This window comes from Rothia sp. L_38 (genome assembly GCF_050689125.1).
Taxonomy (GTDB): domain Bacteria; phylum Actinomycetota; class Actinomycetes; order Actinomycetales; family Micrococcaceae; genus Rothia.
In genome coordinates this window covers 130,215-155,556 of record NZ_JBOEQD010000001.1, presented here as the reverse complement: position 1 = coordinate 155,556, position 25,342 = coordinate 130,215, and the positions used below count along the sequence as shown (strand labels likewise).

Sequence of the window (25,342 nt, the reverse complement as noted above, 5' to 3'; positions counted from 1 at the left end):
TCTTCCTTTGTTCGTCTCTGAAAAACCAGTCTATTGCGCCCTTGGCTCAGGTGCGCCGCCCTAGCGTTCGCGGGCAGCTGGCATACCGGTTTTCTTCAGTCAAAGACGATAGGCTCGTAGGTATGACAGTAACCGGGATTTTAGCAGCAGAAACAACGCCCCTTGAAGAAAGCGCTGAGGCCGCCGGAACCATAATGGCCAGGCTGGCTAGCCTAGATTTTTGGCTGGGAGCACCCCTTCGCATACTCATTATTATCATCCTCGGGTTCGTCTTACACGGCCTGGTGCGCGTGGTCATTCGCCAGGTCACCGACTCTATCGCCCGCGGCACCCGCAACCGGGTGGTTGCAGCAGAAGAGAAAAAGGGCGGCAAAACTAGCCGGTGGAAGGCCGATACATCTCTGGCGAGCACCCGCCAGTCCCAGCGGGCACAGACCGTTGGCTCGGTGCTCCGGTCGGTCTCGTCGATTGTGATTTGGACGGTCATGATCGTCATGATTATCGCCGAGCTGGGCTTCAATATTGCCCCCGTCATTGCCTCAGCCGGTGTAGTGGGTGTGGCGCTTTCGTTCGGTGCCCAGTCTCTCGTTAAAGACTTCCTCTCGGGTATCTTCATCGTGGCCGAAGACCAGCTGGGCATCGGTGACTGGGTCAACTTAGGTGAGGCCGAGGGTGAGGTAGAGGCAGTGGGTCTGCGCACCACCCAGGTGCGTGATACCGCCGGAACCCTCTGGCACGTGCGCAACGGCGAGATTCTACGCGTGGGCAACTCTTCCCAGGGCTGGGCCCGCACCATCATCGACCTGCCCATTCCCTACGATGCCGATATCGACGAGATGGCGAGCTTCCTCATGACCTCAATTCAAAAAGCCATCAAGCTACCCGGTATCAGGGAGAACATCTCGGGCAAGCCCCAGTATCTGGGCGTGCAGTCTGTAACCGGCGAATCGGTGGTACTGCGCCTGACAGTCAAGACCGCCCCTTCAGAGCAGTTCGCGGTGGGGCGTAAGCTCCGGGAAGAGCTCAAGAAGGCTATGGATCAGCGGGGCATTCGTATTCCGCTGGCTAACCAGTCGGTGATTCACAGCGAGATACACGAGGAACGCGCCGTGGTTTCCTCTTCTGCCCAGAAAGCAGAAGAAAAGACCGACCAAAAGGGCTAGCTCTCGGTAGCCCCTCAGCGCAACTTGTTATTTAGCGCTTTTGCCCCGGGAGCCTCGGCCCGAGCCCTTAGCGCTCCCCCTGCCACCCTTCTGGGCCTGGTACTGGCGCAGGTTGCCGTTCTTCTGGGCGTTCCGCTTCTTGCGGTCTTCCGCTTCACGGCGCTTGTTGGCAGCCGCCCGCTTCCGCTTGGCCTCTTCCTTCTCGCGCCGCTGCTTCTCAAGGGCCACCTCGCGGCTATCACTACCGCGCTGAGAGGCAGCGGTGCGGCCGCGGGTAATCCCCACAAAGTCCTGGATTACCTGCTCGCGGGCGTCCTCACGCGCCTCCCGCTTCCACACCAGCAAAACCGGGTACTCACCCAGTCCCTCAACCGGGCGGTAGGTCAGGTCTTTGCGGTGGTAAAAACGGGCTACAGACATCGGCACCACCAACAGGCCCAGCCCGGTAGCCACCAGCTCAATCGCGTCAGCCCGGTGCCTCATTTGAGGTAGCGGACGCGGGTTCTCGGCCCGGTAGTCGGCGGAAAGATCGCGCCATTCGGGCACCTCATCGGGGCTCTGGAGCAAAAACTCCTCTGCGAGTTCGGCAAGTGGAACTGTTTCAAGAACTGTCAGCACATGGTCCTTGGGAAGCACCACCACCGGTGTCTCCCGGTACAGCTCTATCGCGTGGTAGCGCTTCTTATCGCGAGCAGCTGGCTCGTCCTCAGCACGCACCAGTACCATATCGGCAAAAGCCTCTAGAGCCTGAAGCCCCCGCCCTTCACCCAAAGCCACATCGGTCAGGGGGGCCAGGGCAGAGTAGCGCTCTCGCCAGCGATTGAACCATTTACCGGGCATAACTCCGGGTACGAAGCCAACGCACAAGCCGGGTATCTGCCCCACATGCTCATAGCGGGCGGTCTGATCATCGACGAGCAGGTCGGGGCGGGCAAGAATCAGCTCGCTCAGAGTCATAAGGTGGTGTCTTTCGGTAGTCGAGGCATAGAACGTTTCCTGTCCCGGATTTTTGCGGTGGTGATGATGGCTGCCAGCAGGGCCAGCACTAGGAGGGCGACCTGCGGATTTTCAAGCCAGAGCCAGACGACAGACATACCAACCGTTGCATAGATAGTGCCCCACATGAGCGTACCCACCAACATAGCGGGCACCCATCGGGCCAAGGGCATACGGGTAAAGCCAGTGGTCAGAATGACCGCGGTTTGGAAGCCCACCGTTAAAAAACAGGCGGGGACGGCCAGAACTCCCCAGCGGTTCACAAAATACTGGGCCCTACGATAGAGAGGGTGGTCCATGAGGTGCTGAATCTTCTCGAAGCGAGAACCGCCTGCCTGAGCCAACCATCCCAGAGAAAAGACGAGGGAGGTGCGCACGATACCCACCACCCACATAAAGCCGATGGCGGCTACCCAGTGCAAACTTTCAAGCCATTCCCTCACCCCACCAGTCTAGCCTGTTCTCAGAGTCTGGCGCGCTGGCGTCCGCCTATCTTCCACCCGGGATGACCCCTTCACCTCACAGTGACAAGGCACAATAAGCCATTTTTTAGGTTCACCTATCCCACAAAATAGGTTAACCAAAAAATTTTCGCCAAAGACTAGCCACAGGGGGCTTAATTAGGTTATATTTTTATTACCAAATAGCCGCAAGGCCCTGTGGGAGGGCTGGCTAGGCGGTACAAAGAAGACTTTTCTTCCTGTGTGTGATGCAGCTAGAGGCACCTGACTGAGGTGCCTCTAGCTTTTTAAAGAGGGTCAGCTACGAAGCCGTAGGGCTCACGAGCAGACTTAGGTAAGCTTGATACCTTTTACTTTCTTAAGGGCCCGGGGCAGGGCGTCAAAGGCAGTCATACGCAGGCCCATAGCCAGCAGCTCCGAGCGACCCAGTAGGTAGCCGACTGCAAAGGGGTCAAGCCCCAGCTCATTAGCCTGAGCACGCAGCCCCAGAAGCCAGTCCCCCATCGTCAACTCGTCTGTGAGCTCACCCAGCTCTGCCTGAACAGCCTTAGCCCGCACCACCAGCTCAGCCTGGGGCCCGGTCAGGGGAAGCCCGGCATCGGCAGCAGCGAAGAGGCAGTAGCGCACCGCCTTAGCAGCCTTACGCACATCGTGTAGGCCCTCATCAAAAGCAGTGCTCGCGGAGAAGTCAGCCGCCTGCTCTGGCCAGGTAGCCACGGCCCGCTCCCCCTGCTTGACCAGGCTCTTCCGCAAACGCTTAGCTACCTTATTCACGTAGTTCTCACTATTGAGAGGGAGCTCCACAGCCAGGGTCACATCGGCCAGTAAAGATTCGAGAGCCAGCTGAAGTTCCAGCCTCCCAGCAGAAGCCAGGTAGCGGCGGGCCTGGGCGGCAGCGTCCGCCTGCTGGTGCTCCATGACCGCACAGAAGGCAGCGCCTGCGCTCTCCCCTAACACCGGGTGAGCCTGCAAGACCTGCTGGGCCATAGGGTGTACAAGCTCACCGTTACGGTGCATTTCTAGCTGGCGGGCATAGGTTTTCAACCCCTGCATCATATCTTCAAGAGCCGGAGCAAAACCGCTGCGCGCATACGGCAGAGCCATATACTTCAGCACGCTCCGCAGCTGACGGGCAACAATACGCCCCTGGTGGGTGGCATCGGGCGCTCCCGCTGCCACCAATAAATCAGCCTGGGCAAGCCGTTGGGTATGAGAGGCAAGCACCCGAGTCAGCAGCTCAGCAGAGCTCGGCACCGGGGGAAATTCAACTGCCAGAGCCTTCTTTTTCTTTTTCGCCGCCTTCTTACCCTGTCCCTTAGCTTTGCTGCCTGCCCGCCGAGCCTCGAACTCGGCGTCCTGTCCCAGGGCCCGAGCAATCTTAGCCGGCGACAGCGAGGGCACAGCCCCGACAGCCTGCAGCTGGCGGGCAACCTCCGCAAAAAGCGCCTCCGTGAGCTTACGGTCCTGGGCGGTCTGCCCCAGCAGCTCTACCTCCCACTCGTGCCAGGCCCGTTCCTGGCCGGTGGCGTAGTCAAGGGCCTGCACCCGGTCATCACAAATTTCAGCTAGCTGCTCCCCAGCCCTATCGAGAATCACGGTGCGGGTCCGCTGGGTTTTCAGCGAAACCCGAGGCTCTAGCTCCTCTCCGAGGGCTGGCACCTGCACAAATTTCCTCACCGCAGCGGGCATAGCGGACCGGTTAGATAGCAGGTCAAAGGTCACCTCATGGCGCTGGCCAGCAGCGTCGAACTTGATGTGCCAGCCCTGGTCGTAGCCACCCAGGCGGCGGCGCAGGGCTACCTTATGCCGCCCCAGGTTGCCCGAGGGGGTGTCGTAGTAGGTGGCGTCGAGCTGCTCCGTTACAGGCTCGCTGACATTCCACCGCTTAAAGCTCCACTCCACCGAGGGAACCTCACTGTTCACATCGGCAAGCTCAAATTTCTGCTCACTTTCCAGGTGGTGTGTAGCCATACGGTTAGCCTTCCTCAGAATATCGTGGGGCGGTGTGGTCCTGCCCCTCAAACAGAATACCCAGCTTCGCGGCCTCTCAGGGTGAGGCTACGGCTGGGTATCTATTCTTTGAAAAAACTTCATCTTCGCCTAGGCGCGGCGGCGCTTCAGCACATCGTCAAGGTTGAGGCTTGCTGCCTCGGCCAGGGTCTGGGTCTGGCTCTTCGGCGCTACCTCGGTATCAAGAGGTGCAGGAGCTTCCCTGCGGACGGTCTCTGCCTCAAGGTAAGTAGGCAGGGGTACCTCTGTGACCTGCCAGCGGGTATCGGGCAGAGCCTCGTCCATACGCAGGCGGGTTGAGGCCTGTTGTTCAGTTGCCTCGACCTCAGATGTCAGCACCGGGGCAGTCGATACCGGGTGATGCTGAGTTTTGGCCCGCCGGAGGGCCTTAGCCGCGTGGCTGACCGGCATCTGCTGGCGGGCACGAGCAGGACGCTCGGGGGCAGGCTTCAGCTCGACAGTAGAGACGGTAGCTGCTGGGCGACCCTGCTGGCGGCTGGGGGCGCGAGAGGTGCCTGAGGGGGCAGAAGGACGCCGCTGGGCCTGGTGCTGTTCAACAGCCAGTACGGTGCGGGCCCGCCTAAGGTCGCGGTCACGCAGGGCCAACACCCGCAAGGTAGCCAGGCAAGCCAGGCTAGCTAGCAAGAAGAGGAGGGGAAGGAGCGGGGCCGCTCCACCGGTGAGAGACAGAACCCCCGTAACCAGGCTGGCCAGCGCAAAGGCAAGGGCAAGACCGAACACAGCCAGACGGGTAGGCTTCAGCCGAAAAGCCGGGGCGGTTTCGGTCGCGGCCTGAGCCGGAGGGGCGGACGGCGCACGGCGGGCCTCAGCCTCGCTGGCGTGGCTCTCAACAATATCGGCAACGAACTTCTCAGCCCCGATGCTGGTCACAGAATCTGACTTACGGCGGCGCACAACGAGCCCAAGGCCAACCAGCACACATACCAGCAAAATAAGGCCTGAACCACTCAGGAAGTCCATCGCTGCCCCCGTTCTTTATCTCTGTGACACAAATATCTAGTTCATTCTACCCCAGCTCTCTCAAACAGAGCAGGCCATGAGACAAGAACTGGGTACCTTCTAGAAGGTACCCAGTTCTTCTGCTTCCAAGCTACTCACTACCGAACGGTTCGGGGCCTCCCTTAGCCCCGCGTCTGCCCAGCAGTAGCATCAGGGCTTACAGCTCGGCTGCGAATTCCTTAATCCAGGTACGCAGCTCAGGGCCCAGATCATCGCGCTCAGCAGCGAGAATGACGTTGGCCTTGAGGTAGGAGAGCTTGTCGCCGGTGTCGAAACGGCGGCCCTTGAAGACCACGCCGTAGACACCTTCGCCCTCGCCGGTGCCCTGAGCCAGAGTCTGCAGGGCGTCGGTCAGCTGGATTTCATCGCCGCGGCCCGGTGCGGTATTTTCCAGCACCTCAAAGACCTTGGGGGAAAGAACATAGCGGCCGATGACGGCCAGGTTTGAGGGGGCATCCTCAACAGCGGGCTTTTCGACCAGGCCGGTGACCTTAACGAAGCCGTCCTCGCCCTCAACAGCCTGCACTGCAGCACAGCCGTAAGCAGAAATCTGCTCTTCGGGGACCTCCATCAGGGCAACGACAGAGCCGCCGGTCTTCTGCTGGACAGCAACCATAGCAGAGAGCAGGTCTTCTTTTTCGTCAATCAGGTCATCACCCAGCAAAACCGCGAAGGGCTCATTGCCAACGTGCACCTTGCCGCGCAGTACGGCGTGGCCCAGACCCTTGGGATCGCCCTGGCGCACGTAGTGGATTTCGCCCAGATCGTTGGAGTCTTCAACGCTCTTGAGCAGAGCATCCTTACCCTGATCAGCGAGCTGCTGCTCCAGACCGGGTACACGGTCAAAGTGGTCCTCTAGGGCGCGCTTGTTGCGGCCGGTAATCATCAGAACGTCGTTCAGGCCAGCGCGAATGGCTTCTTCGACAACGTACTGAATCGCAGGGCGGTCCACCACGGGCAGCATCTCCTTAGGAGTGGCCTTGGTGGCGGGAAGGAAGCGAGTGCCGAGACCGGCGGCAGGAATCACAGCCTTGGTCACGGAGAGTGATTTATTTTCAGTCATACCTTTCAGAATACCCAAATTTTAGAGTTTGTCTGCATTCGCTGCCCTAAAGGGGAGTAAATTGTGACTAGATTCAGCTAACACTTCTTTAGGAGGGCGCCCATGAGCTCTAGTAGATCAGCAAGCACCGCCCAGGCTAAGGCCTTTGCCCGCAGCTACCTGCGCAGACGCCGAACCCACAACCCACCGCATCAAGAAACGGCTCAGGGCTTTGAACGCACCCTAGCTCCCCTCTGGCAAGGCCTCCCTGCAGGCAGCACCCTTGCCGCCTTTCTGCCCCTTCCCACTGAACCTCCCCTGCTACCGGCCCTAACCCGGGCCGTAGCTGAGGGATACCGGGTGCTGGTGCCGGTCGTCCGCCCCCGGCGTCAGCTGGCCTGGGTAGAGTGGCAGCCTCAGGTAGAACACACTATCAATGCGCTGGGTATCGTGGAGCCGGTAGGTGAGCGCCACGGGGCTGAAGCCTTTATCCAGGCAAACCTGCGCCTGATACCTGCCCTTGCCTACGATCTGGCAGGGCGGCGGCTGGGGCAGGGCGGCGGCTACTATGACCGGCTTTTTGAGCAGCTCGACCCTCTGGCACAAGAGCCCTCTACCGTGGGGGTTGTGTTTGAGCGGGAAATTCTCGATGGCCTGCCTGCAGATAGCTGGGACGCCCGGCTGCACTTTGTAGCGACAGAGAAGACCCTGCACCGCCTGGGTAATTGAGGTCGAGCCGCCAGAACAGAGTAGAATAACCCCCAGATTTATCGCCTATTTGATGGAGTTATCCGTGCCTGTTTACGTTTACCAGTGCAAGAACTGCGGCCACGTGTTTGAGCAGCACCAGTCGTTCTCGGACGACGCGCTCAAGACCTGCCCCGAGTGCGGCCAGGACACCCTGCGCAAGAAGTTCGGCCAGGTCGGTGTGGTTTTCAAGGGCTCTGGTTTCTACGCCAACGATAAGGGCAAATAAGCCTAGAGACGTTCAAGGGGCTGCCTGCCACGGTATGTGGCAGGCAGCCCCTTCTTTTATTGCCCGTAGTGGGGTGGGCGTTGTTCTTTGAGCCAGGTTGCCCGGGCGTCCTCCCCCTCGGTAGCCGGGGCGGACGCACTTGGTTCGGTAAGTCCCGCCAGTTTGGGTTCAGCGCCGGTGAAGGCTGATCCTCCGGTGGCCCGGCGGTGGCCGCGCCGTTTTTTGGGTACGGGGCTGTAGCCGGGGCCAGGGGTTTCGGCCCCTGCCCCTGCTGGCTCAGCGCCTGATGGCTTACTCATTGCGCCCCAGCCCCAGGTAGCTTCCAATTCGGCCGACCAGGGTTTCGGGGTCTGAGAAGACCTCGATAGTCCAGCAGGTCATGTGGTTCCAGCCGGTACGGGCCAGGAGCTCAGGAATCAGGCGGGAACGTTCGCGCACGCTCATGGCAGCGTAGGCGTCCGAACCGTCGGAAACAACGGCCAGGGGTACCCTCACCGGGGTGGTACGGTCCACGTCCTGCACCATGGTGCGGGCCCGAGGGCTAGCCACTGCCCCGGCCAGTAGGGATTCTTCCTCACTCGTTGCGATCAACGAGATTAGGGGAACGTCCGATTCGTGCAGGGTGACCTTGTGCTGGCCCAGGCGGCGCACCAGGTCGTTGAGCAGCCAGTCGCCCATGTCGATGGCTTCTAGGTGGTCGTTGGTGAGGAACTCGTTGACCGGTAGCTTGTCGGTGATGGGCTTGGTCAGTTCCTGAGCGGCGCGGGCTTCTTGCTCACGGCGGTAGGCCAGCAGCAGGCGGTAGATATCGAAAGCCCCGTTTTCTAGACGCTGGGGGTCAAGGTCCTCGGGGGTTACGCAGGTGACTAGGCGGGTAAGGTGACGGGCGCGGGTGGTAGCAAGCACGAAGCTTTCGCGGCCGCTGCGCTCGGAGAGATGACCAAAGTGGTGGGCTGCTCCCTGGGCAGTTTTGCCGGCACCTAACGCAAAGATAATGACGTCGCGTTCCATGTCAACAGCACGGGAGACGTCGACAACGCGGAAGGACTCATCCCCCGCTGCAAAGTAGGGTGCAAACTGGGGGTAACGTACCAGAAGCTGCCGGACAGCCTCGGCGATACGCTGGGCGTGACGGGCTGTGGTGGTAACTACAGCCAGGGTCTGCTGGGGGCTGCGGTAGGCGTGCTCGATGACCATTTCGGCTACCCGCTGTACCTCAAGGCTGGGTGAGTCGAGGGCGGCGTTGTCGGAGACCCGCCCGGTGACGTCCACATATTCCACGGTGAGAGCCGGGGTGCCGTCGGTAATTTCTTCACCCCAGGGGTAGCTGGTGAGGGCCCCGCCGTAGAAGTGCTCGTTGAGGTAGGCAAAGAGGGCGGGGTCTACGGCTCGATTGACGGTAGCTAGGGAACGTGCGGGCAGGACCTTGGCTAGGGCTTCGAAGGTGCTGACCAATTTTTGGTTCTTGATGACCGGCGTGTTCTGGGCTACCGCAGAGACCATGAAGGGTGAGGGGAAGCCGCTGTGGGGGTCACCCAAGGCAATGACCTGCTCTGCCCGGATGAGGGCAGGTAGGTTAGCTGCCAGCGGGGTGGATTCGGCATCGAGCAGGATCGCTGCGTCAAAGCGCATACCGGTGGGCACCTTGCCTGAGAGGGCGAAGGGGCTGGTAATCCACAGGGGTAGTAGGGTGGTGGCCATGGTGGGGGCATGAGTCAGCACCTGCTGGAGATTGAACTCGTGGCTCTTGAGCTGGCTGCGCAGGAAGGCCGCTTCGTGGTCGTACTCGTGGATGCGGGCGCGCCAGGTATCGGCTACGCGGGCATGCAGGCGGGCAGGGGCGGAGGCCAGATGCGAGTAGTCTGCACGGCGAAAGCGGGTTTCGAGGTCGCGCAGGGTGTCTGCACTCAGAATCTCAAGTTCTTGAGAGGCCAGCATCATTTCAAGGGCGGTCTGCCACCAGGCAAGTTCCAGTTCGGCAGCTACAGCGCCGCTTTCGAGCTGGCGTTCGTAGAAGTCGTCGAGGAGCTCTCCCAGGCCTTGATCGCTCAGTTCCCGGGCGAGGCGGACGCGTTCGGGCAGGGTGTGCAGGAGCCATTCGTCGTCAATGAGGGCGGCGAGCCTCTCTTCGAGCTGGTTGAGGGGGGTAGATGAGAAACGGGTGCCGGCCGGGGAATCTTCCAGCACGATAGCTAGCCCCGTAAATTCTTCGAGTAGAGCTCTGTAGCGGGATCGCAGGTCGGCGAGGTTCTCGGGGATGGTGGGGACGCGTTCGTCCTTAGCCAGGCCAATCCATTCTTCGCGCTGGCCCTGAACGATGAAGAGGTTCTCGTGCAGGTCTGAGATGTTGACGCCGGGCACGATGTATTCTTTGGCGGCCCGGCGCAGGCGGGAGCGCTGGATGCTGGACATGTCGATGCCGTGCTCTCGTCGCCAGGTTCCGTTCGCGGTGGCGGCAATCAGGTCGGTGACAGGTCTGTCAAAGATATCGGGGCTGAAGCGGTTGAGGGTACCAGCGATACGTTCGAGCAAGTCAAGCTGGGTTCCCCAGTCGTTCATGCTGGTGGCGGGCTTCAGGCCGGTTTCGTCGGCCATGAGGGCCATACCCGCTGACACCTCGTTCAGGGAAGTACGCAGGCTCTTGACGAGGGCGTGGGCGGCTTCAGTGTCTTCTGGGCTGGTGAGCTTAGCCCGGTGCCAGGCTGAGGCCCTGGTTGAGGGGCGGAAACCGCCAAGGTCAGCTAGCCGCTGGAGCTTGTGGACAGTCTCTGTACGGTGAGTCAGCTCGTCCATGGTAGTGCGGGATAGACGTACCTGGGTAGAGGGCGCCGGGTCCTGGGCGGTAAGCGCTGCCAGGGTTTGAAGGGCATCGTAGACAGAGCAGCCCCAGCGGGATTCGGTGAACCGCAGCGATTCGGTGTGCCCGCGCAGCTTGGAACGGGTTTCTACCAGTTCCCGGTGGATATCGGTGACGTTGGGGGCGGGTGCCTTCTCATCGCGCACAATCGCTGAGATGAACTCCTGGCGGTAGGCCTCTGAGTCCCGTTCGGTCAGCAGATTGAAGGTGAGGTCAGTGAGGTGGGTACGTTCCAGCAGACGGTTGAAATCGTTGAGGGTGGAGCGTTTCTCCCCTACCACGAGCACAGATTTCCCCTGGTGAATCAGGGCCGCGGCAATGTTGGCTGCGGTGCCGAGCTGGTCGGTACCGGGAGCGGTTGTCACGGTCAGGGAGTGCCCCAGGTAGGCCAGGTCGATAATCTCCTGCCCGCTGGCGTCCGCGTCCACCACCAGCATGTCGGTGTCCGGGTCGCGGCTATCAAGGGGTTCGCGAGTGTTATGGACCGGGGCAACAAAGGGCTGCTCTAGCGGGTTGAGCTTGAGCTGGGCAATATCGCGGACGAGCGGGGTATGGGCGGTTGCCGGAAGCTCCCCAGTGCTTTCCTTAAGGTCTGCAAAGGTAGAAATGAAGTAGGTAGAGCGGATAGTCATACCGGGTACAGCCCCGGTCGTAGCCCGCATCCGCTCAATCACCGGCTCGGGGTCTAGCTTGCGCATGGAGTTGGCCAGCTGGGCGACGTCCATGGTGCCCAGGTCGATGCCGTACTCTTTCTTAATCTGCCGCACCATGGCAGGGTTGAGTTGGGCAGGGCCGGTGAGCTGAACCTCAAAGTCGTCACTGGTGGGGTGGGGGGTAATAGCAAGAGGAGCCATAAGGATAGGAGCAATAAAGCGCTTCTCGCCCACCATGCCGTCCTCGCGGACATCTCTCGAAAGCCAAGAGGCGGTGCCCGCAACGAAGTAACCTGCATCTAGCCCGTGCCCGGTTGCCAGCTCAAAAATCTTGGTGCGCAATGCTCGAGCTGCTACCATGCCAGCCTCAAGCTTGGCCTTATCGCGCAAGATGGTTGACAGTCGAGTCTTTCGACCCATAAACATCTGGGCTACGCCTGAAGAATTCGCATCAGTGAGGTCAATGTGCACGTAGTCGACCTGGTTGAAGTCCAACATGGCATCGGGGCCGGTATAGGTTTCCATCTGCTCGGCCCAGGCTTCAAGACCTGCCTGTACCTGAGCTGTTACCTGTTCATCAGCGGTAGAGTCCGGGGTTTCCAGCGGGGTTTGTGCATGGCCCTGGGACCAGGGTGCTGCGGCACCGGTAGGACGCTCGTTAGCGGTTTCAGGGTTTACCTGCTCGTTCACTGAATCTACTCTAGCTTTCTGCACGTGTTAACTTCCCTACCATCATAGAGCTTTCGGGCCCTCAGCACAGATTCTCGGGCACTATAGGAAGGCCCCGTTCCTGGGGAACAGGGCCGGGGTTGGTTTTTAGCCGGTGGCCAGGTTGAAGTAGGCCAGCAGGGTGAGCAGGGATAGCAGACCGAGCAGAATCATGCCCGCAAGTATAACCCAACGGAGGCGGGGAGCGAAGGGCTCACGCGGGGCGTCCCAGAGAGAGCGGGTATAGAAATAGCTCAGCAGGAAGCCAGGAACGTTGCCGGTGAGCAGCTGCTGGACTACAGCAAACATACCGAAGCTGCGCTCGGTATTTTCGTTTTCGGTTTCTGCTGCCCGCAGCAGGCCCACCATAATCAGTGACATGCAGCTGACGATAAAGGCAAGGGCAATAGCGGGTTCGTTCAGCATTTCACGAAAGTCCACGTTCTCTCCTCGCGATACCGCAAACTGGTAGAAGAAGAAAACCATGGGGCTGATAAGCCAGTACCAGAAGAGGAAGGTTCGGAGGCGCTGAGTGTCGCGCAGGGCATAGAGCAGGGCGTTCATGAATTCTTTTCTTGGGTATCGATGTACTGGATGTATTGGCGAACGGTGTAGTCCAGCAGCACGCTCAGAGCCACAAAAGAGTGGTAGGGCTCTTTGGCTGTTCCAGTGACGGTGGGTGTGGACTCGTAGTGGAGGGAAAAATCTGCGGCGGCAGAAATCGTGTTGACGCCAAGTGCGGTAATGGCAATCATCGGGATCTTGCGGGCGGCCAGGGCACGCACCGTGGGTAGAGCGCTTTCGGTCTCGCCCGAGAGGGAGGCTATGATGACGAGGTCATCGGGCTTCATGACGCCGATGCTCCCCCTAAACTCGCTGGAGGCCGGAATGACGTGGGTGAATTTTCCGCAGGCCAGCATGGACTTTGAAAATTCTTGAATAGCGGTGCGCTGGGCAAAACCGGTTCCGTAGCAGTAGATGGTACGAGCCGATTCAATTTTCTTGAGGATGGGCTCGAAGTTGACGTTGGTGAGACCCTCGTAGGTTTTGAGAATGTCGGTGCGGCCGCTCTCTAGAAAATCTGTATTAGGCGATGCTGCATCTAGAAGTGAATTTTTCACGAAAAACTTCAGTTCGGCGAAGCCGGAGAATCCTAGCTTCTTTGTCAGGCGGATAATGCTGGACGTCGAGGTGAAGGTCTTGTGGGCCAGGGCGCTGATGGTTGAGTCGGCAACGAACTGCTCGTTGTTGAGCATGAAGGCGAGGATTTCGCGTTCGGTGTCGCTGAGGCGGTTCTGATGCGCGTTGACAAGTTCCTGTAAGTCCACCAAGGGCTCCTGAGTATTTCACGGTCACTGCAGTTCTATACAGTATAGGTGGTTTTACTCAGGAGCCCTTGGGGTATCAGCGGGTACTAGCTAGCGATTACTTGCCAGCGTTGACCATTTCTTCGAACTTGTCGCGGACCTGGGGTACGTCCATACCGACGATGACCTGCAAGGCCTTGCCCTTGTTGACCAGGCCCAGTGCGCCTGAAGACTTGAAGTCAGCTTCGGTAGCGACCAGTGAGGGGTCATCTACTGAGACGCGCAGGCGGGTGGCGCAGTTATTCACATCGGTGATGTTGGCGGGACCACCGAGCAGAGCCAGGAAGTCGGTTGCGCGCTGGGTGTAGGGGTCGGATGCTACAGCGGTTGCTGCTGCACCTTCTGCGCCCAGGGTGCCGTTCTTCTTGGCTTCCTTGTAGTCAGCCTTGGTGTAGAGCTTGGTTTCGCCACCGTCTACTTCACGACCGGGGGTCTTGAAGTCGAACTTGAGGATCAGGAAGCGGAAGACCACGAAGTAGATCAGGGTGAAGACCAGACCAATGGCGATCTGGGTGAGCACCATACCGGAGTGGTTGGGCCACATGGGAATCCAGTTCTGGAAGAGGAAGTCAATAAGACCGCCACCCATGTTACCGACAACGCCGAAGCCGTACATGGTTGCTGACATGGTTGCTGCCAGGACAGCGTGTACTGCGAAGAGCGGGGGTGCCAGGAAGAGGAAGGTGAATTCGAGGGGCTCGGTGATGCCGATCAGGATTGCGGTGAGGCAGACGGGGATCAGCAGAGCCAGGGTTTCCTTGCGCTTTTCGGGGCGGGCAGTGGTATAGAAGGCAGCTGCGATACCGAGGGGGCCGAAGACCTTGGAGTTACCGTGCAGGGCGAAGCCGCCACCGGGGAAGAGTTCCTTGACGGGGGTGGTTGATGCTGCGAAGGTTTCGAGGTTGGCAACCCAGTACTTGGTGATGCCGTCCGGAACAACGGCGGGACCGAAGACGAAGGGGGTGTAGATGAAGTGGTGCAGGCCGGTGGGGATCAGGATGCGCTCAAGGAAGGTGTAGAGCCAGACACCGAAGACACCGGAAGAAGCCAGGAAGCCCTGCATGTTGCCGATACCGGTCTGGATGGTGGGCCACACAGCAACGAAAGCCAGAGCGACGGGCATCATCAGGAAGAAGCCCAGGCCGTAGACGAACTGGGTGCCCTGGAAGATACCGAGGAAGTCGGGCAGCTTGGTGTTGAAGTAGCGGTTGTGCAGCCAGACAACGATTGCTGAGATGATAATGGCACCGAAGATGCCGGTGTCGAGGGTCTTGATACCCGCGATCAGCTTCAGACCGGTACCTGCTGCACCTTCAGAAAGGTCAACGCTGTAGTCAACACCGAACTTATCGCCCCAGATGCTGAGGATAGAAGCAACGAAGTAGTTGAAGGTCAGGTAAATCATGCCGGCTTCGAGTACGGCGCGGGCCTGGGCGGTCTTAGCCAGAGCGATGGGAAGACCCAGAACAAAGAGGAGTTCCATCTGGTTGAAGACGGTCCATGCGCCTGATTCCCAAACGGACCAGAAGTTGTACCAGCCGGTACCTTCTGCGGCGATGCTGCCCAGAAGCTGCTCGTTCTTGCAGATAATGGCAATACCCACTGCAAGACCGGCGAATGCAAAGATGAGGACGGGGGCCAGCATGGCCGAGCCGAACCTCTGAATCTTCTCCATCATCGGATAAGAACCTTTCGTGTATAGGTGAGACTCGGCGTTCGCGTGAAGCGCGGTGTGTGCGGAGCGCCACCCGTGTGATTACTAGCCTTATCTAACCATTCTTTGGCCGAGCATAGGCGTGATTTGGGGTACTTTGGCATTAATGCCGTGAACCGGCACGTTTTTCGGGAGCGGGTAAAAGTACCGGGGCCTAGGGGCCGGGTTTGGTGGGGGCAGACAGGCCGGGCACACCTAGGATGGGTAGCCGTAGGACTCTCCTCATTGACCCGTGAAAGTGACGCTTGTACTCGATGAAACTATTAACGCTGAACACCCACAGCTGGCTTGAGGTGCACCAGATTCCCAAGATTTTTGAGTTGGCTCAGTTTATTGTGCGGGAGCAGGTTGATGTAGTTGCTCTGCAGGAGGTCAACCAGTTTGTGGAGTCCGCCGTGGTAGATACCCCGCTCGGCTTTGTCGGGGGCGCTGACCGCCCCGTCCGTCAGGATAACTATGCCCTGCTGCTCAACCAGTTTTTGGAACAGCTAGGGTCCCCCTACTACTGGGCCTGGTCAGTTTCCCACCTAGGCTTTGACCGCTACGACGAGGGAGTAGCCCTTTTGACCAGGAAGCCGTTTGAGCGCTGTGAGCTGGTTGACCTCTCCCCTGCCTATACAGATCAGGACGTCGCTCGGCGGGTTGCCGTGGCGGTACAACTGGGCGAGGAGTTCGGGGGTGCCTGGGTTGCTAGCACCCATATGAGCTGGTGGCAGCTGGCAGGAGTCCCCCTCTTCTCGGATGAGTTTACCCAGTTAGAGACCCAGATGCGCAAGCTAGCAGGGGGCGCTCCCATCATTCTGGCAGGAGACTTTAATAATGCTGCCCAGGTGCAAGGTGAAGGTTATGACCTGATGCTAGAGCGTGGCTGGGTCGATACCTACCGGGTTGCTGAACAGGTCACCGGAGAATTTACGGTGCATAAATCTATTCATGGCTGGGATAACCTGACCCAGGCCCTGCGTATCGACCTAGTACTCACCGACCGGCCCGCGCGCGTCCGCACCCACGAGGTCGTTTTCCCCGACACCGACGAAACCGCAATTTCAGACCACTCCGGTCTGCTACTGACCCTCGATATCTAGTCAAACCGCAAAGGAGCACATCATGACAGTCGAAACCCAGTGGTGGCAAGAACCCGTTGTCTACCAGATTTACCCGCGGTCCTTCAACGATTCCAACGGCGACGGCATCGGTGACCTTCCCGGCATCACCGAGAAAATCCCCTACCTGGCCAAGCTCGGGGTGGACGTCATCTGGCTCTCCCCCATCTACAAGTCCCCCAACGACGATAACGGCTACGACATCAGCGACTACCGGGACATCATGGACGAGTTCGGCACCATGGCAGACTTTGATGAGCTCCTTGAGACCGCTCACGCAGCCGGCATCAAGATCATGATGGACCTGGTCGTCAACCACACCTCCGATGAGCACGACTGGTTCGTGCAGGCCAAGAGCAGCCGGGAGAACCCCTACCGCAACTACTACATCTGGAAGGACCCGGCAGGCTTTACCGAGGACGGCACCCCCATCCCGCCCAATAACTGGGTCGCGGCTTTCTCCCCCTCCGTCTGGGAATGGGAGCCTACCACCGAGCAGTTCTACCTGCACCTCTTTTCGACCAAGCAGCCCGACCTCAACTGGGAAAACCCTGTCGTGCGCAACGAGGTCTACGACCTCATGCGCTTCTGGCTCGATAAGGGCGTCGATGGCTTCCGCATGGACGTCATCAACCTGATCTCTAAAGACCCGGCCTACCCCGATGACCCCCAGGTAGCAGCCGGGGGCGGCACCGACTCCATTACCATGGCAGCCAACGGCCCCCGCGTGCACGAGTACCTGGCTGAGATGAACCGCGAGGTGCTCTCCCACTACCCCGTCATTACCGTGGGTGAGGCTCCCGGCGTCACCACCGCCGACGGTCTGCTCTACACCGGCTTTGATCGAGGCGAGCTCCAGACCCTCTTCCAGTTCGAGCACATGGGCGTGGACGCCAACCCCAACCCGGCCCTGGGCAAGTGGAACGACCAGCGTTTCGACCTGCGCGACCTCAAGCGGATTCTCACCAAGTGGCAGGTCGATCTGGCTGGCAAGGGCTGGAACGCCAACTACTGGAACAACCACGACCAGCCCCGCGCTGTCTCCCGCTTCGGTAACGACTCTGCTGAGTACCGGGTGGTCTCAGCCAAAATGCTGGGCACCGTGCTACACGGTATGGCAGGAACCCCCTACATCTACCAGGGCGAAGAGCTGGGCATGACCAACGTCTTCTTCACCGACCTGGCCGACTACAACGACCTGGAAATCCACGACCACTACGCCAAGCTGGTCGGCTCCGGTGTGGTCGACCACGACACCATGCTGCGCTATATCTCAGCCTCTGGCCGCGACAACGCCCGCACCCCCATGCAGTGGACGGCCGGTGAGCAGGCAGGCTTCACCAGCGGCACCCCCTGGCTCAAGCTCAACCCCCGCTACATCGAAATTAACGCTGAGGCAGCTCTTGCCGATGAGTCTTCGGTTTTCTACCACTACCGCGACCTCATCAACCTGCGCCATGCCCACCCCATCATGGTCAACGGCACCTACGAGCTCATTGACTCGGCCGAGGCACCCGCCACCGAGGACGCCGAAGTCTACGCCTACCTGCGCCACGGCACCGGCCCCACCGGGCACCAAACCCTGCTGGTCGTGGCCAACTTTACCGACGGCGTCCTCACCCGCACCTTTACCGAACCAGGCGGTGCGCGTACCCTCATCAGCAGCAACTACACCGACGACGCAGGCGCAACTCTGCGCCCCTACGAAGCAAAAATTTACCTCTACGAAAGGGACTAGACCATGGCAGATAACTCAGGAAAGACCTGGTGGAAGGAAGCGGTCGTCTACCAGATTTGGCCGCGCAGCTTCAACGACTCCAACGGCGACGGCATTGGCGACATCCCCGGTATCACCGCCCGCCTGCCCTACCTGGCAGACCTCGGCATCAACGTCATCTGGCTCTCCCCCGTCTTCGCCTCCCCCAACGACGACATGGGCTACGACATCTCCGACTACCGGGCTATTATGCCCGAGTTCGGCACCATGGACGACTTCGATACTATGCTCGAAACCGCCCGCTCTCTCGGTATCAAGATTCTGATGGACCTGGTGGTCAACCACTCCTCCGATGAGCACGAGTGGTTCGAAAAGTCCCGGGCCTCCCGCGATAACGACTACCGCGACTACTACATCTGGCGGGATTCTTCGGGCGTCGATGAGGACGGTAAGCCCCTACCCCCGAATAGCTGGGGCAGCGAGTTCGGCGGCCCGGCCTGGGAATACGACGAAACCACCGACCAGTGGTACCTGCACATGTTCTCCCGCAAGCAGCCCGACCTCAACTGGGAAAACCCCAAGGTTCGCCAGGAAATTTTTGACTTGGTCACCTTCTGGCTCGATAAGGGCGTCGACGGCTTCCGTCTGGACGCTATCAACATCATCTCCAAGCCCGAGGGCCTGCCCGATGACCCCAGCGTGGACCCCGAAAAGCACTCATCTTCCATTCCTTTCGTGATTGAAAATGGCACCAAGGTGCACGAGTGGATGCACGAGCTCAACATGGAAACCTTCGATAAGTACGACTGCATGACCGTGGGCGAAATGAGTGCCACCGGCCCAGAAGAAGCTGTACAGTTCTCAGGTTTCACCACCGATGAGCTGCACATGATCTTCCACTTCGAGCACATGGGCCTGGACTCTGACCCTGAGGCCGGCATGGGCAAGTGGTCCCGCAAGCCGGTTGAGCTGACCGAGATGAAGCAGATTCTGAACACCTGGCAGACCGAGCTGGACGGCAAGGCCTGGGGTTCGCTCTACTGGAACAACCACGACCAGCCCCGCGTTGTCTCCCGCTTCGGCAACGACTCAGCTGAGTACCGTGAGCTCTCCGGCAAGATGCTGGCCACCGTGCTGCACGGTATGCAGGGCACCCCCTACATCTACCAGGGTGAAGAGTTCGGCATGACCAACGTGCAGTTCGACTCCATTGAGGACTACAAGGACCTTGATTCGATTAACTTCTACACCGATATGGTCACCGAGCACGACCGCATGAGCTCAGATGAGGCTATGGCCCTGATCTACGCCAAGGGGCGCGACAACGCCCGCACCCCGGTGCAGTGGAGCGCGGACGCCGGTGCCGGCTTTACGAGCGGCACCCCCTGGATTGGGCTGAATGAGAACTACACCGAGATCAACGCGGCTGAGGCGGTGAACCGCGAGGATTCCCTGTGGCGCTACTACCAGCAGCTGGTAGCCCTGCGCCGCGGCGAGCTCAAGGATCTGCTGGTCTACGCCTCCTTTGTTCCTCTTGACCCCGAAGATTCTGAGGTCTACGCCTACGAGCGCCACGGGGAAGGCGAGAAGCTGCTGGTCGTCGCCAACTTTACCGACGGCGTCCTAACCCGCACCTACCAGGTGCTGGAGGACGCGGACGCCCAGGTTGTGCTAGCAAACTACGCGGACGCCGCCGAGCAGGCTGCTGGCTCTGAGCTGACCCTGCGCCCCTACGAGGCCCGGATCTACCGTATCACCTCCTAGTCCTAGTCCTAGTCCTAGGTACCATCTAACTCGGAAAAACCCACGAACTAGGTGGGTTTTTCCGAGTTAGATGGTCTTTTCTATTAACCAGTGCGTGGTACTCTAAAACCGCTCAATCACTTTAGAGAAAGGCCTCTCATGGCTATCCAGTTCAACCCCTATTTCACCTTCGCCGGTAACGCCCGCGAAGCCATCGAATTCTACGCTGAAGTTTTCGGCGGCGAGCTCCAGCTGGCAACCTTCAAGGACTTCCAGGCTCCCGTCGCCCCCGAGCAGGAAAACCTGGTCATGCACGCCGAGCTCATCACCGAGCACGGCTTCAACCTGCGCGTCTCCGACGGTGCAGCCCTCTCAGAAGCCCCTGCCCAGGCCACCACCAACATGGAGGCCTCCCTCATCGGCCCTACCGAGGACGTCGACACTGCCCGCCCCTGGTTCGACAAGCTTTCCGACGGCGCAACCAACATCCAGCCCCTCACCGCTGCCCCCTGGGGCGCCACCTTCGGCTCCCTGACCGACAAGTACGGCATCGCCTGGATGTTCAACTTCGGCGGGTGACTTCCTCCCCTCCCTCACGGGAGGGGCTTCCTACCAACTAACCCGCGATTCCGACCAGGCGAGTTCATCACCGGCCATCACCACCACAGGCTAGTTCTCGATGGGTTCTTGCTTCACACAAGGACAGCGCCAGCAAGCTGACGTCTTACATCCTCTCCACAAGCGTTTAGGCTCTCGGCAAGCCCTGCCGCGAGCATGATATTAACCGCCGCATTGTAATCACGGTCAAGCCAGGTTTCACATTCCTGACATTGCCAGGCCCTGATGTTCAGGGCTTTCTTCCCACCTGGGGCCCCGCAAACAGAGCAGGTCTGGGTGGTAGGGGCAAACCTATCAATCTTGATAAGCCTTCCACCGGCGGTAGCTAGTTTGTATTCCAACATGCTTACCAGCATTGCCCAGGCAGCGTTATTGATTGATTTCCCTAACCGGGTGCGCGACAGCCCTGTAATGTTCAGTGTTTCTACTGCCACTGTTTGGTTTTCACGGGTGATAGTAGAGGTGAGTTGATGCAGGTAGTCATTGCGCTGGTTGCGGATTTTTTGGTGGATTTTAGCTACAGCAATGGCAGCTTTTGTACGGTTGTTTGAGCCTTTCTTGGTGCGAGCAAACTTGCGTTGAGCACGGGTAAGTTTGCGCTGGTTTTTCTGGTAAAACTGTGGGGTGTCAATCCTGTATCGCTGCCCGCTAGTAGTGGTGATAGTGGCAAGGTGGGTAAGCCCCAGGTCAATACTGGCAGCCTGGGCGGGGGTGGCAGTGTGGTGCTGGGCTTCGAGGATAAAAGAGGCCCAGTATTTGCCGGTGCTATCTTTGCTGATGGTAAGGCTGGTGGCGTTCTCTACATTGCGCCCTGCTTTGCCTTTGACCCAGCCAACCTTGGGGATATAGAGCTTGAACTTCCCATGCTTGGCGTCATAAACCTTGACTTTGAAGGAGTTGGCCCCCGGTAGGCGAAACGACTGCACCCCTTTACGAGTGCGTCTGGGGGTTCTTGCTTTCTTGCCTGCGGCACGTTTTTTCACCATTGCAGCGTAGGCATCTTTTGCCTGAGCACAGGATTCTTGCAAGGCAGCTGCCGGGGCCTGTGTAAGCCAGGGGAAAGCTGTCTTTTTGTTACTGACGGTCAGGATAGAGCGTAATTGTGAGTGGGTCTTACGCTGCAGCACCTGGTTCTCGTACTCGTAGTCTCGGTAGGCGGTGTACTGGTTGAAGATGAACCGGACGCAGCCGAAGACACGCGCCAAGTCTTGTTCTTGCCCGCTGGTTGGGTAAATCCTCGTTTTATATCCTCGCTTACTCATTGTTCACCTCCAACCTACCGTAAAATACTACCTAGAATTATATACTCTACAATAAGGTAAACCACTGTGAATAAAGATGATTACAGGCGTGGTAGGCATGTGGTCTATGATTTGCATGCTCATATTGTCCTGACCCCCAAATACCGCAGAAAAGTGATGACCGAGCGTGTCCATGCTCTGATTGAAGAGACCACCAAGGAAGTCTGCCACCGCTTCGATGTTGTGGTAGATGAGTTCTATACAGATCAAGACCACGCCCATCTGCTGATTACATACCCACCCAAGGTTTCTCTATCTACCCTGATTGGGGTTATTAAGACCAATACTGCTAAGCGGGTGCGAGCTGCTGGGTTTGAGGAAGTGCAGCGGGCTTTATGGGGTGAACATTTTTGGTCACCGTCGTATTTTGTAGCTTCAACGGGCGGGGCGCCTTTGGAGAAGGTGAGGGTCTATGTGCAGCAGCAGGGGCAGGTGCCTCGTGGGCCGGGGAACCCTTTGTGGTGATTTGTCTACGCCCTGACGCCCCCGCACACATCAGCCAAACACAGCCCCACCCAATATCAAAATCGACCCCACCTCTGTTCGAGAGGCGGGGCCATTTTCTAGATTATCAGTAATTTATCCGTTACCGATTTTGAATAACTTGACGGGTAACTACTGATTTACTCTGAGCATATTCAACCAAGTCTTTGATGATGATCTTCTTGATAGCTGAAATCAATATTAGTATTGATTCGTAGTCAATAACATCATCCAATCCGCTAGGAAGAATCAATATGTCTTTCTGGACGCGCCCACTCCATGTCGCCAGAAAATCTCTCGAATACTTAGGGTAAAGAACTTTTTCCAGAGCCGCGCTTAAGAACAAATTAATTTCATGATTTCCTGGATTTTGTTTATGCGAAATAAAGTAACTCTCAGCAAGGATTCCCGTCGACTCTTTCTGAGCATAGACCTTCCCAGCAGCAATAGCCCCGTTATAGACGACTGAAATAATATTATCCCTGACCTCAGCAACACCGTTCTTGGCCCAGTACATTATTCCATTATCACCATATTTACAGTAAACAACAGGTGTTGCAAATATTTCACTTCTATTTTTTTGAACATCACTCTTCGAAACTTTTTTAACTGAAATTTTTTCAAAAATATCTTCTACAGAGAATTCCTTCCAGTTGAGCGAGTCAAAGTTTGAAACTATAGCCTCCTCTTCAGGAGTTAGGATATAGTTGTCAAGACCTGAAGCCTCCAAGTAAGCTTCTAGCTCCGCTAGATGCGCAGCTTCTAGCTCCGCTAGGAAAGACTCAATGAAATCAAAGTCAATCTCTCTACCCGAAACAGGCAATTTGATGGATTGAGATTCTATTACCTTAATACTATAACTACCAACCCCCCACTCAAAAGAGCTAAACGACTGATTTATTGCAGCTACAAAAAATTGGGCATTCTTTTTTGAGAAAAGTTCAATTTTGGGCTGAAGAATCTTTATTTTATCACCAGTAAAATATGGGTTTTTCTGGTAATAAACTGTCGCAGTATCCTGACCGAAAGATAGAGTGTTGCCAGAATTTAAAAACTCAACAGGTGCATCCAATAATCCTTTTATCCCATTATTTTGTGAAGTTCTTACAACATATGGATAACCAGATTTATTAAGCAATTTCACTTTATTTGCGTCAAAACGCTTCTTTGACGCTTGGACATCAAATAAATCACCAATAGCAAATTCTCCCCACTCAACGTTTTCCAGTTTCTTGCTGAGTGAGGCATTTATTTTCCCAGGCGGTCATCCTCCAGTTTTCGGCCCTGCAAAATATTTGAGACTTCCCAGGCCAGGTAGTCACTCACAGTTTTCTTGAGGTCTTCCAAAGTGGGTTTAATATCAACCGGGGCACTTTGGTTCCAGTCATCTCCAGCAGCAGGGTCAACGGTTCCCTCGTAGAAGTCCTGCTCAGCAATCAAGCTGCGCTTCCGTGCACCGTAGCGCACTAGGTCCACCACTTCTTGGTAGCGGGCCTTAGCATGGTCAGTATCCCGCAGGTTAACGCTGCTCTTGGACTTCTTTCGATTTGCTCTGGTATAGCCATCATGAGAGAAGTCGATAAAGCGGACCGTATCATCTGCCTGGTGGGCTTCCCCCACCTTAAAAACATAAATATGAGTCTGAACGCTAGACTTACCGATGAAAAGGTCGATAGGCATCTTAATACTAGCTAGCAAGGTATTCTTGGTAAGAATCTGTCGGTTATAAACTGAGGCCTTTCCAGAACCGGCAGAACTCTGAATAATAATGGCCGCATAACCAGTAGACATCATAGACAGAGCCTTCTGAACAAAGACCATACCATTACCCTCAGCAGAATAGGGAGGGTTGAGGATAAAGGCAGTAGCAGGGAATTTCTGATTTTGCTCGCCAATTTTTAGTTCCCCAGAGAAATGAAGGGAGTCTTCATTCAGAATACGAGAGCTACCATCACCCATCATAATCATGTTGAGGATAGCCAGCATATAGATGTTCTGAAGAATCTCCAACCCCAAAAGCTGTTCAGCTTTGATGGCCAGAATCTTTTGCTGAAGTTCATCCGGTGAAGAAATAGAATCGTGGGCATCAGCCAGCATCTCGTTCATAGCCGCAACAAGCAGACCTGCTGAGCCAGTAGCGAAATCCCAAACATAGGAATCTTTATTTACTCGAGCTAGCCTGGCAAGCAGAGTTGCCACATAGGAGGGTGTAAGAACAACATCGTTAAGCTTATCTTGGGTAAAGCCCAACCAGCTATACATTTCATTGAAAAGCTTGCCCGTAAAATCGGTAGTTAAACCAATCTTATAATAGATTCCCAAGTCATCAACGACTTTAGTGAAAATCCGCTTCAGCTGAGTTTCCCCATTCTGCACCCTGTTCAGGTTCGAAGAGTTAAGGGTATTCCCCAGGGTCGTAACAATAAGATTTTGTTTTTCAGTAGGAATGTTCTTATGGGAGAGATAAGATTTAATCTTCCGGAGCACCTTCTCGCCATCAGTTTCACCTTCCTCAGTGGAAGATCTGAGTTCATCAACAGCTAGTGGAGCTACTTTATCAGGCACACCTAAGGTTGCAATGATAGATGCAGCTACCAAATAAACCCGGTCGTTCTCAGAAATTCCTTTTTCATTCTTATAAATGTCATTATTGAGTCTGCGGAGATTAGTCTCAATTTCTTCTTCACGCCGCTGCTTAATAGCTTCTTTCTCATCATCGGAAAGATGAAGGCTCTCAATAATCTCAACAAAATTCTGGAAGTTATGAGGCTTTAAGAAAGAGAGATCATAGTATCTGCCAACTTCTTGACCAACGCCATGGTTTTCCTTACCCACATAATAAACACCAAATTCAAGCGTTAGCTGACCAGCTACATCCTTATAGCCGGTAATACCAATAGCAATAATCCGCTCATAGTTAGTGTGGTGCAGAATAGCATTTGCATAGTGAACAGCACCATTTACCGCATAGTTATTAATGTTCTTATAGTGAGCTTCGTCTTTGGTGGTTAGGTTCTCTACCTGCCCAGTAGAGTTGAGTTTAACGAGCTTGCCCTCATAGCCCTTATACTCAATTAGAACAGGCCAGTAATTCAGCTTCCCGTCTCTCAAAAGCAGCTTGACGTCCGGGCGGTTGCCCCCCCCCTCCACCGTTCTTTGACGCATAGCTTGAAAGAGCCTTCTCAATCTCTTCATTCAAAAACTCTTGTTCCAGTTTATAATCCAGCTTGTAGCTTCGAAGCTGATTATTAATGAAATCAGCAACCTGTGGCTCAACAGACTGCGTTTTATCCCTAGCCATACTGATTAACTACTTTCTCTCATGAAGTGTCCTGCTCAGAATATACAAAAAGCAGAAAATTCGATTCATCTTATGCAATATGGTGCAGAATAAAAATAACATCCTGCAC

21 protein-coding genes are annotated in these 25,342 nt (G+C 56.9%); 8 read left to right on the top strand and 13 right to left on the bottom strand.

Annotated elements, in window-relative coordinates; translation table 11 throughout:
- The first annotated feature begins 122 nt into the window (after window positions 1–122).
- A complete protein-coding gene (locus tag ACRCJM_RS00690) occupies window positions 123–1,163 on the top strand; it encodes a mechanosensitive ion channel family protein (protein ID WP_237186040.1) in 1,041 nt (346 codons plus the stop codon).
- A gap of 27 nt (window positions 1,164–1,190) precedes the next feature.
- Here ACRCJM_RS00690 and ACRCJM_RS00685 read toward each other — a convergent pair whose 3' ends face one another.
- From ACRCJM_RS00685 to galU, 5 genes are all read right to left on the bottom strand, one after another.
- Entirely contained in the window at window positions 1,191–2,120 is a 930-nt protein-coding gene (locus ACRCJM_RS00685; protein ID WP_431463403.1) for a LysR substrate-binding domain-containing protein, read from the bottom strand.
- The gene (locus tag ACRCJM_RS00680; protein WP_431463402.1) at window positions 2,117–2,581 is read right to left on the bottom strand and encodes a DedA family protein; all 465 of its coding nucleotides are present in this window, start codon (window positions 2,579–2,581) and stop codon (window positions 2,117–2,119) included. The genes ACRCJM_RS00685 and ACRCJM_RS00680 overlap by 4 nt, the downstream gene beginning before the upstream one ends.
- Window positions 2,582–2,950: 369 nt before the next feature.
- Entirely contained in the window at window positions 2,951–4,591 is a 1,641-nt protein-coding gene (locus tag ACRCJM_RS00675) for a CHAD domain-containing protein (protein ID WP_431463401.1), read from the bottom strand.
- Window positions 4,592–4,720: 129 nt separating this feature from the next.
- Window positions 4,721–5,611, bottom strand: a complete 891-nt coding sequence (locus ACRCJM_RS00670; protein ID WP_431463400.1) for a hypothetical protein — start codon at window positions 5,609–5,611, stop codon at window positions 4,721–4,723.
- A gap of 196 nt (window positions 5,612–5,807) precedes the next feature.
- The gene (galU, locus tag ACRCJM_RS00665) at window positions 5,808–6,713 is read right to left on the bottom strand and encodes a UTP--glucose-1-phosphate uridylyltransferase GalU (RefSeq protein ID WP_237194634.1); all 906 of its coding nucleotides are present in this window, start codon (window positions 6,711–6,713) and stop codon (window positions 5,808–5,810) included.
- A 102-nt stretch (window positions 6,714–6,815) separates the two neighbouring features.
- On the opposite strand from galU, the gene ACRCJM_RS00660 reads away from it, so the two are divergent.
- A complete protein-coding gene (locus ACRCJM_RS00660; RefSeq protein WP_431463399.1) occupies window positions 6,816–7,421 on the top strand; it encodes a 5-formyltetrahydrofolate cyclo-ligase in 606 nt (201 codons plus the stop codon).
- Between the two features lie 64 nt (window positions 7,422–7,485).
- On the top strand, window positions 7,486–7,668 hold the full coding sequence (locus ACRCJM_RS00655) for an FmdB family zinc ribbon protein (RefSeq protein WP_135013206.1): 183 nt from the start codon (window positions 7,486–7,488) through the stop codon (window positions 7,666–7,668).
- Between the two features lie 56 nt (window positions 7,669–7,724).
- On the opposite strand, the gene ACRCJM_RS00650 is transcribed toward ACRCJM_RS00655, so the two are convergent.
- The 5 genes from ACRCJM_RS00650 to ACRCJM_RS00630 form a co-directional block, all read right to left on the bottom strand.
- Window positions 7,725–7,967 carry a hypothetical protein gene (locus ACRCJM_RS00650; protein ID WP_237199189.1) on the bottom strand — a complete coding sequence of 81 codons (243 nt, stop codon included), beginning with the start codon at window positions 7,965–7,967 and terminating at the stop codon, window positions 7,725–7,727.
- Window positions 7,960–11,868, bottom strand: coding sequence for a DEAD/DEAH box helicase (locus ACRCJM_RS00645; RefSeq protein ID WP_431463398.1), 3,909 nt, complete (start codon window positions 11,866–11,868; stop codon window positions 7,960–7,962). The genes ACRCJM_RS00650 and ACRCJM_RS00645 overlap by 8 nt, the downstream gene beginning before the upstream one ends.
- A gap of 126 nt (window positions 11,869–11,994) precedes the next feature.
- Entirely contained in the window at window positions 11,995–12,450 is a 456-nt protein-coding gene (locus ACRCJM_RS00640) for a cell shape determination protein CcmA (RefSeq protein WP_431463397.1), read from the bottom strand.
- On the bottom strand, window positions 12,447–13,214 hold the full coding sequence (locus tag ACRCJM_RS00635; protein WP_237186029.1) for a MurR/RpiR family transcriptional regulator: 768 nt from the start codon (window positions 13,212–13,214) through the stop codon (window positions 12,447–12,449). The genes ACRCJM_RS00640 and ACRCJM_RS00635 overlap by 4 nt, the downstream gene beginning before the upstream one ends.
- A gap of 97 nt (window positions 13,215–13,311) precedes the next feature.
- Complete coding sequence (locus tag ACRCJM_RS00630; protein ID WP_431463396.1) at window positions 13,312–14,931, bottom strand: alpha-glucoside-specific PTS transporter subunit IIBC; 1,620 nt, start codon at window positions 14,929–14,931, stop codon at window positions 13,312–13,314.
- A 290-nt stretch (window positions 14,932–15,221) separates the two neighbouring features.
- Between ACRCJM_RS00630 and ACRCJM_RS00625 the strand changes: the two genes are divergently transcribed.
- From ACRCJM_RS00625 to ACRCJM_RS00610, 4 genes are all read left to right on the top strand, one after another.
- Window positions 15,222–16,052: an endonuclease/exonuclease/phosphatase family protein gene (locus ACRCJM_RS00625; RefSeq protein WP_431463395.1), complete on the top strand. Its 831-nt coding sequence runs from the start codon at window positions 15,222–15,224 to the stop codon at window positions 16,050–16,052.
- 22 nt (window positions 16,053–16,074) lie between these two features.
- The gene (locus tag ACRCJM_RS00620) at window positions 16,075–17,808 is read left to right on the top strand and encodes an alpha-glucosidase (protein ID WP_431463394.1); all 1,734 of its coding nucleotides are present in this window, start codon (window positions 16,075–16,077) and stop codon (window positions 17,806–17,808) included.
- 3 nt (window positions 17,809–17,811) lie between these two features.
- Window positions 17,812–19,551 (top strand): glycoside hydrolase family 13 protein, encoded by a 1,740-nt coding sequence (locus ACRCJM_RS00615; protein ID WP_431463393.1) that lies wholly within the window; start codon window positions 17,812–17,814, stop codon window positions 19,549–19,551.
- 138 nt (window positions 19,552–19,689) lie between these two features.
- Window positions 19,690–20,109, top strand: a complete 420-nt coding sequence (locus ACRCJM_RS00610) for a VOC family protein (RefSeq protein WP_083090698.1) — start codon at window positions 19,690–19,692, stop codon at window positions 20,107–20,109.
- A 113-nt stretch (window positions 20,110–20,222) separates the two neighbouring features.
- Here ACRCJM_RS00610 and ACRCJM_RS00605 read toward each other — a convergent pair whose 3' ends face one another.
- Window positions 20,223–21,410, bottom strand: a complete 1,188-nt coding sequence (locus ACRCJM_RS00605) for an RNA-guided endonuclease InsQ/TnpB family protein (RefSeq protein WP_431463392.1) — start codon at window positions 21,408–21,410, stop codon at window positions 20,223–20,225.
- Between the two features lie 66 nt (window positions 21,411–21,476).
- Between ACRCJM_RS00605 and tnpA the strand changes: the two genes are divergently transcribed.
- A complete protein-coding gene (gene tnpA / locus ACRCJM_RS00600; protein WP_431463391.1) occupies window positions 21,477–21,914 on the top strand; it encodes an IS200/IS605 family transposase in 438 nt (145 codons plus the stop codon).
- Window positions 21,915–22,035: 121 nt separating this feature from the next.
- Here tnpA and ACRCJM_RS00595 read toward each other — a convergent pair whose 3' ends face one another.
- Together ACRCJM_RS00595 and ACRCJM_RS00590 are read right to left on the bottom strand one after the other, a co-directional pair.
- On the bottom strand, window positions 22,036–23,160 hold the full coding sequence (locus ACRCJM_RS00595; RefSeq protein WP_431463504.1) for a restriction endonuclease subunit S: 1,125 nt from the start codon (window positions 23,158–23,160) through the stop codon (window positions 22,036–22,038).
- Between the two features lie 20 nt (window positions 23,161–23,180).
- Window positions 23,181–25,097, bottom strand: coding sequence for an HsdM family class I SAM-dependent methyltransferase (locus ACRCJM_RS00590; RefSeq protein ID WP_431463390.1), 1,917 nt, complete (start codon window positions 25,095–25,097; stop codon window positions 23,181–23,183).
- Window positions 25,098–25,342 lie beyond the last annotated feature (245 nt).

Bases quoted from the DNA above. Each gene is read 5' to 3' on its own strand.
- galU (WP_237194634.1), bottom strand. From the start codon at position 6,713: ATGACTGAAAATAAATCACTCTCCGTGACCAAGGCTGTGATTCCTGCC.
- ACRCJM_RS00640 (WP_431463397.1), bottom strand. From the start codon at position 12,450: ATGAACGCCCTGCTCTATGCCCTGCGCGACACTCAGCGCCTCCGAACC.
- ACRCJM_RS00690 (WP_237186040.1), top strand. From the start codon at position 123: ATGACAGTAACCGGGATTTTAGCAGCAGAAACAACGCCCCTTGAAGAA.
- ACRCJM_RS00610 (WP_083090698.1), top strand. From the start codon at position 19,690: ATGGCTATCCAGTTCAACCCCTATTTCACCTTCGCCGGTAACGCCCGC.
- ACRCJM_RS00685 (WP_431463403.1), bottom strand. From the start codon at position 2,120: ATGACTCTGAGCGAGCTGATTCTTGCCCGCCCCGACCTGCTCGTCGAT.
- ACRCJM_RS00630 (WP_431463396.1), bottom strand. From the start codon at position 14,931: ATGATGGAGAAGATTCAGAGGTTCGGCTCGGCCATGCTGGCCCCCGTC.
- ACRCJM_RS00670 (WP_431463400.1), bottom strand. From the start codon at position 5,611: ATGGACTTCCTGAGTGGTTCAGGCCTTATTTTGCTGGTATGTGTGCTG.
- ACRCJM_RS00615 (WP_431463393.1), top strand. From the start codon at position 17,812: ATGGCAGATAACTCAGGAAAGACCTGGTGGAAGGAAGCGGTCGTCTAC.
- ACRCJM_RS00660 (WP_431463399.1), top strand. From the start codon at position 6,816: ATGAGCTCTAGTAGATCAGCAAGCACCGCCCAGGCTAAGGCCTTTGCC.
- ACRCJM_RS00605 (WP_431463392.1), bottom strand. From the start codon at position 21,410: ATGAGTAAGCGAGGATATAAAACGAGGATTTACCCAACCAGCGGGCAA.
- ACRCJM_RS00620 (WP_431463394.1), top strand. From the start codon at position 16,075: ATGACAGTCGAAACCCAGTGGTGGCAAGAACCCGTTGTCTACCAGATT.
- ACRCJM_RS00625 (WP_431463395.1), top strand. From the start codon at position 15,222: ATGAAACTATTAACGCTGAACACCCACAGCTGGCTTGAGGTGCACCAG.
- ACRCJM_RS00590 (WP_431463390.1), bottom strand. From the start codon at position 25,097: ATGCGTCAAAGAACGGTGGAGGGGGGGGGCAACCGCCCGGACGTCAAG.
- ACRCJM_RS00650 (WP_237199189.1), bottom strand. From the start codon at position 7,967: ATGAGTAAGCCATCAGGCGCTGAGCCAGCAGGGGCAGGGGCCGAAACC.
- ACRCJM_RS00675 (WP_431463401.1), bottom strand. From the start codon at position 4,591: ATGGCTACACACCACCTGGAAAGTGAGCAGAAATTTGAGCTTGCCGAT.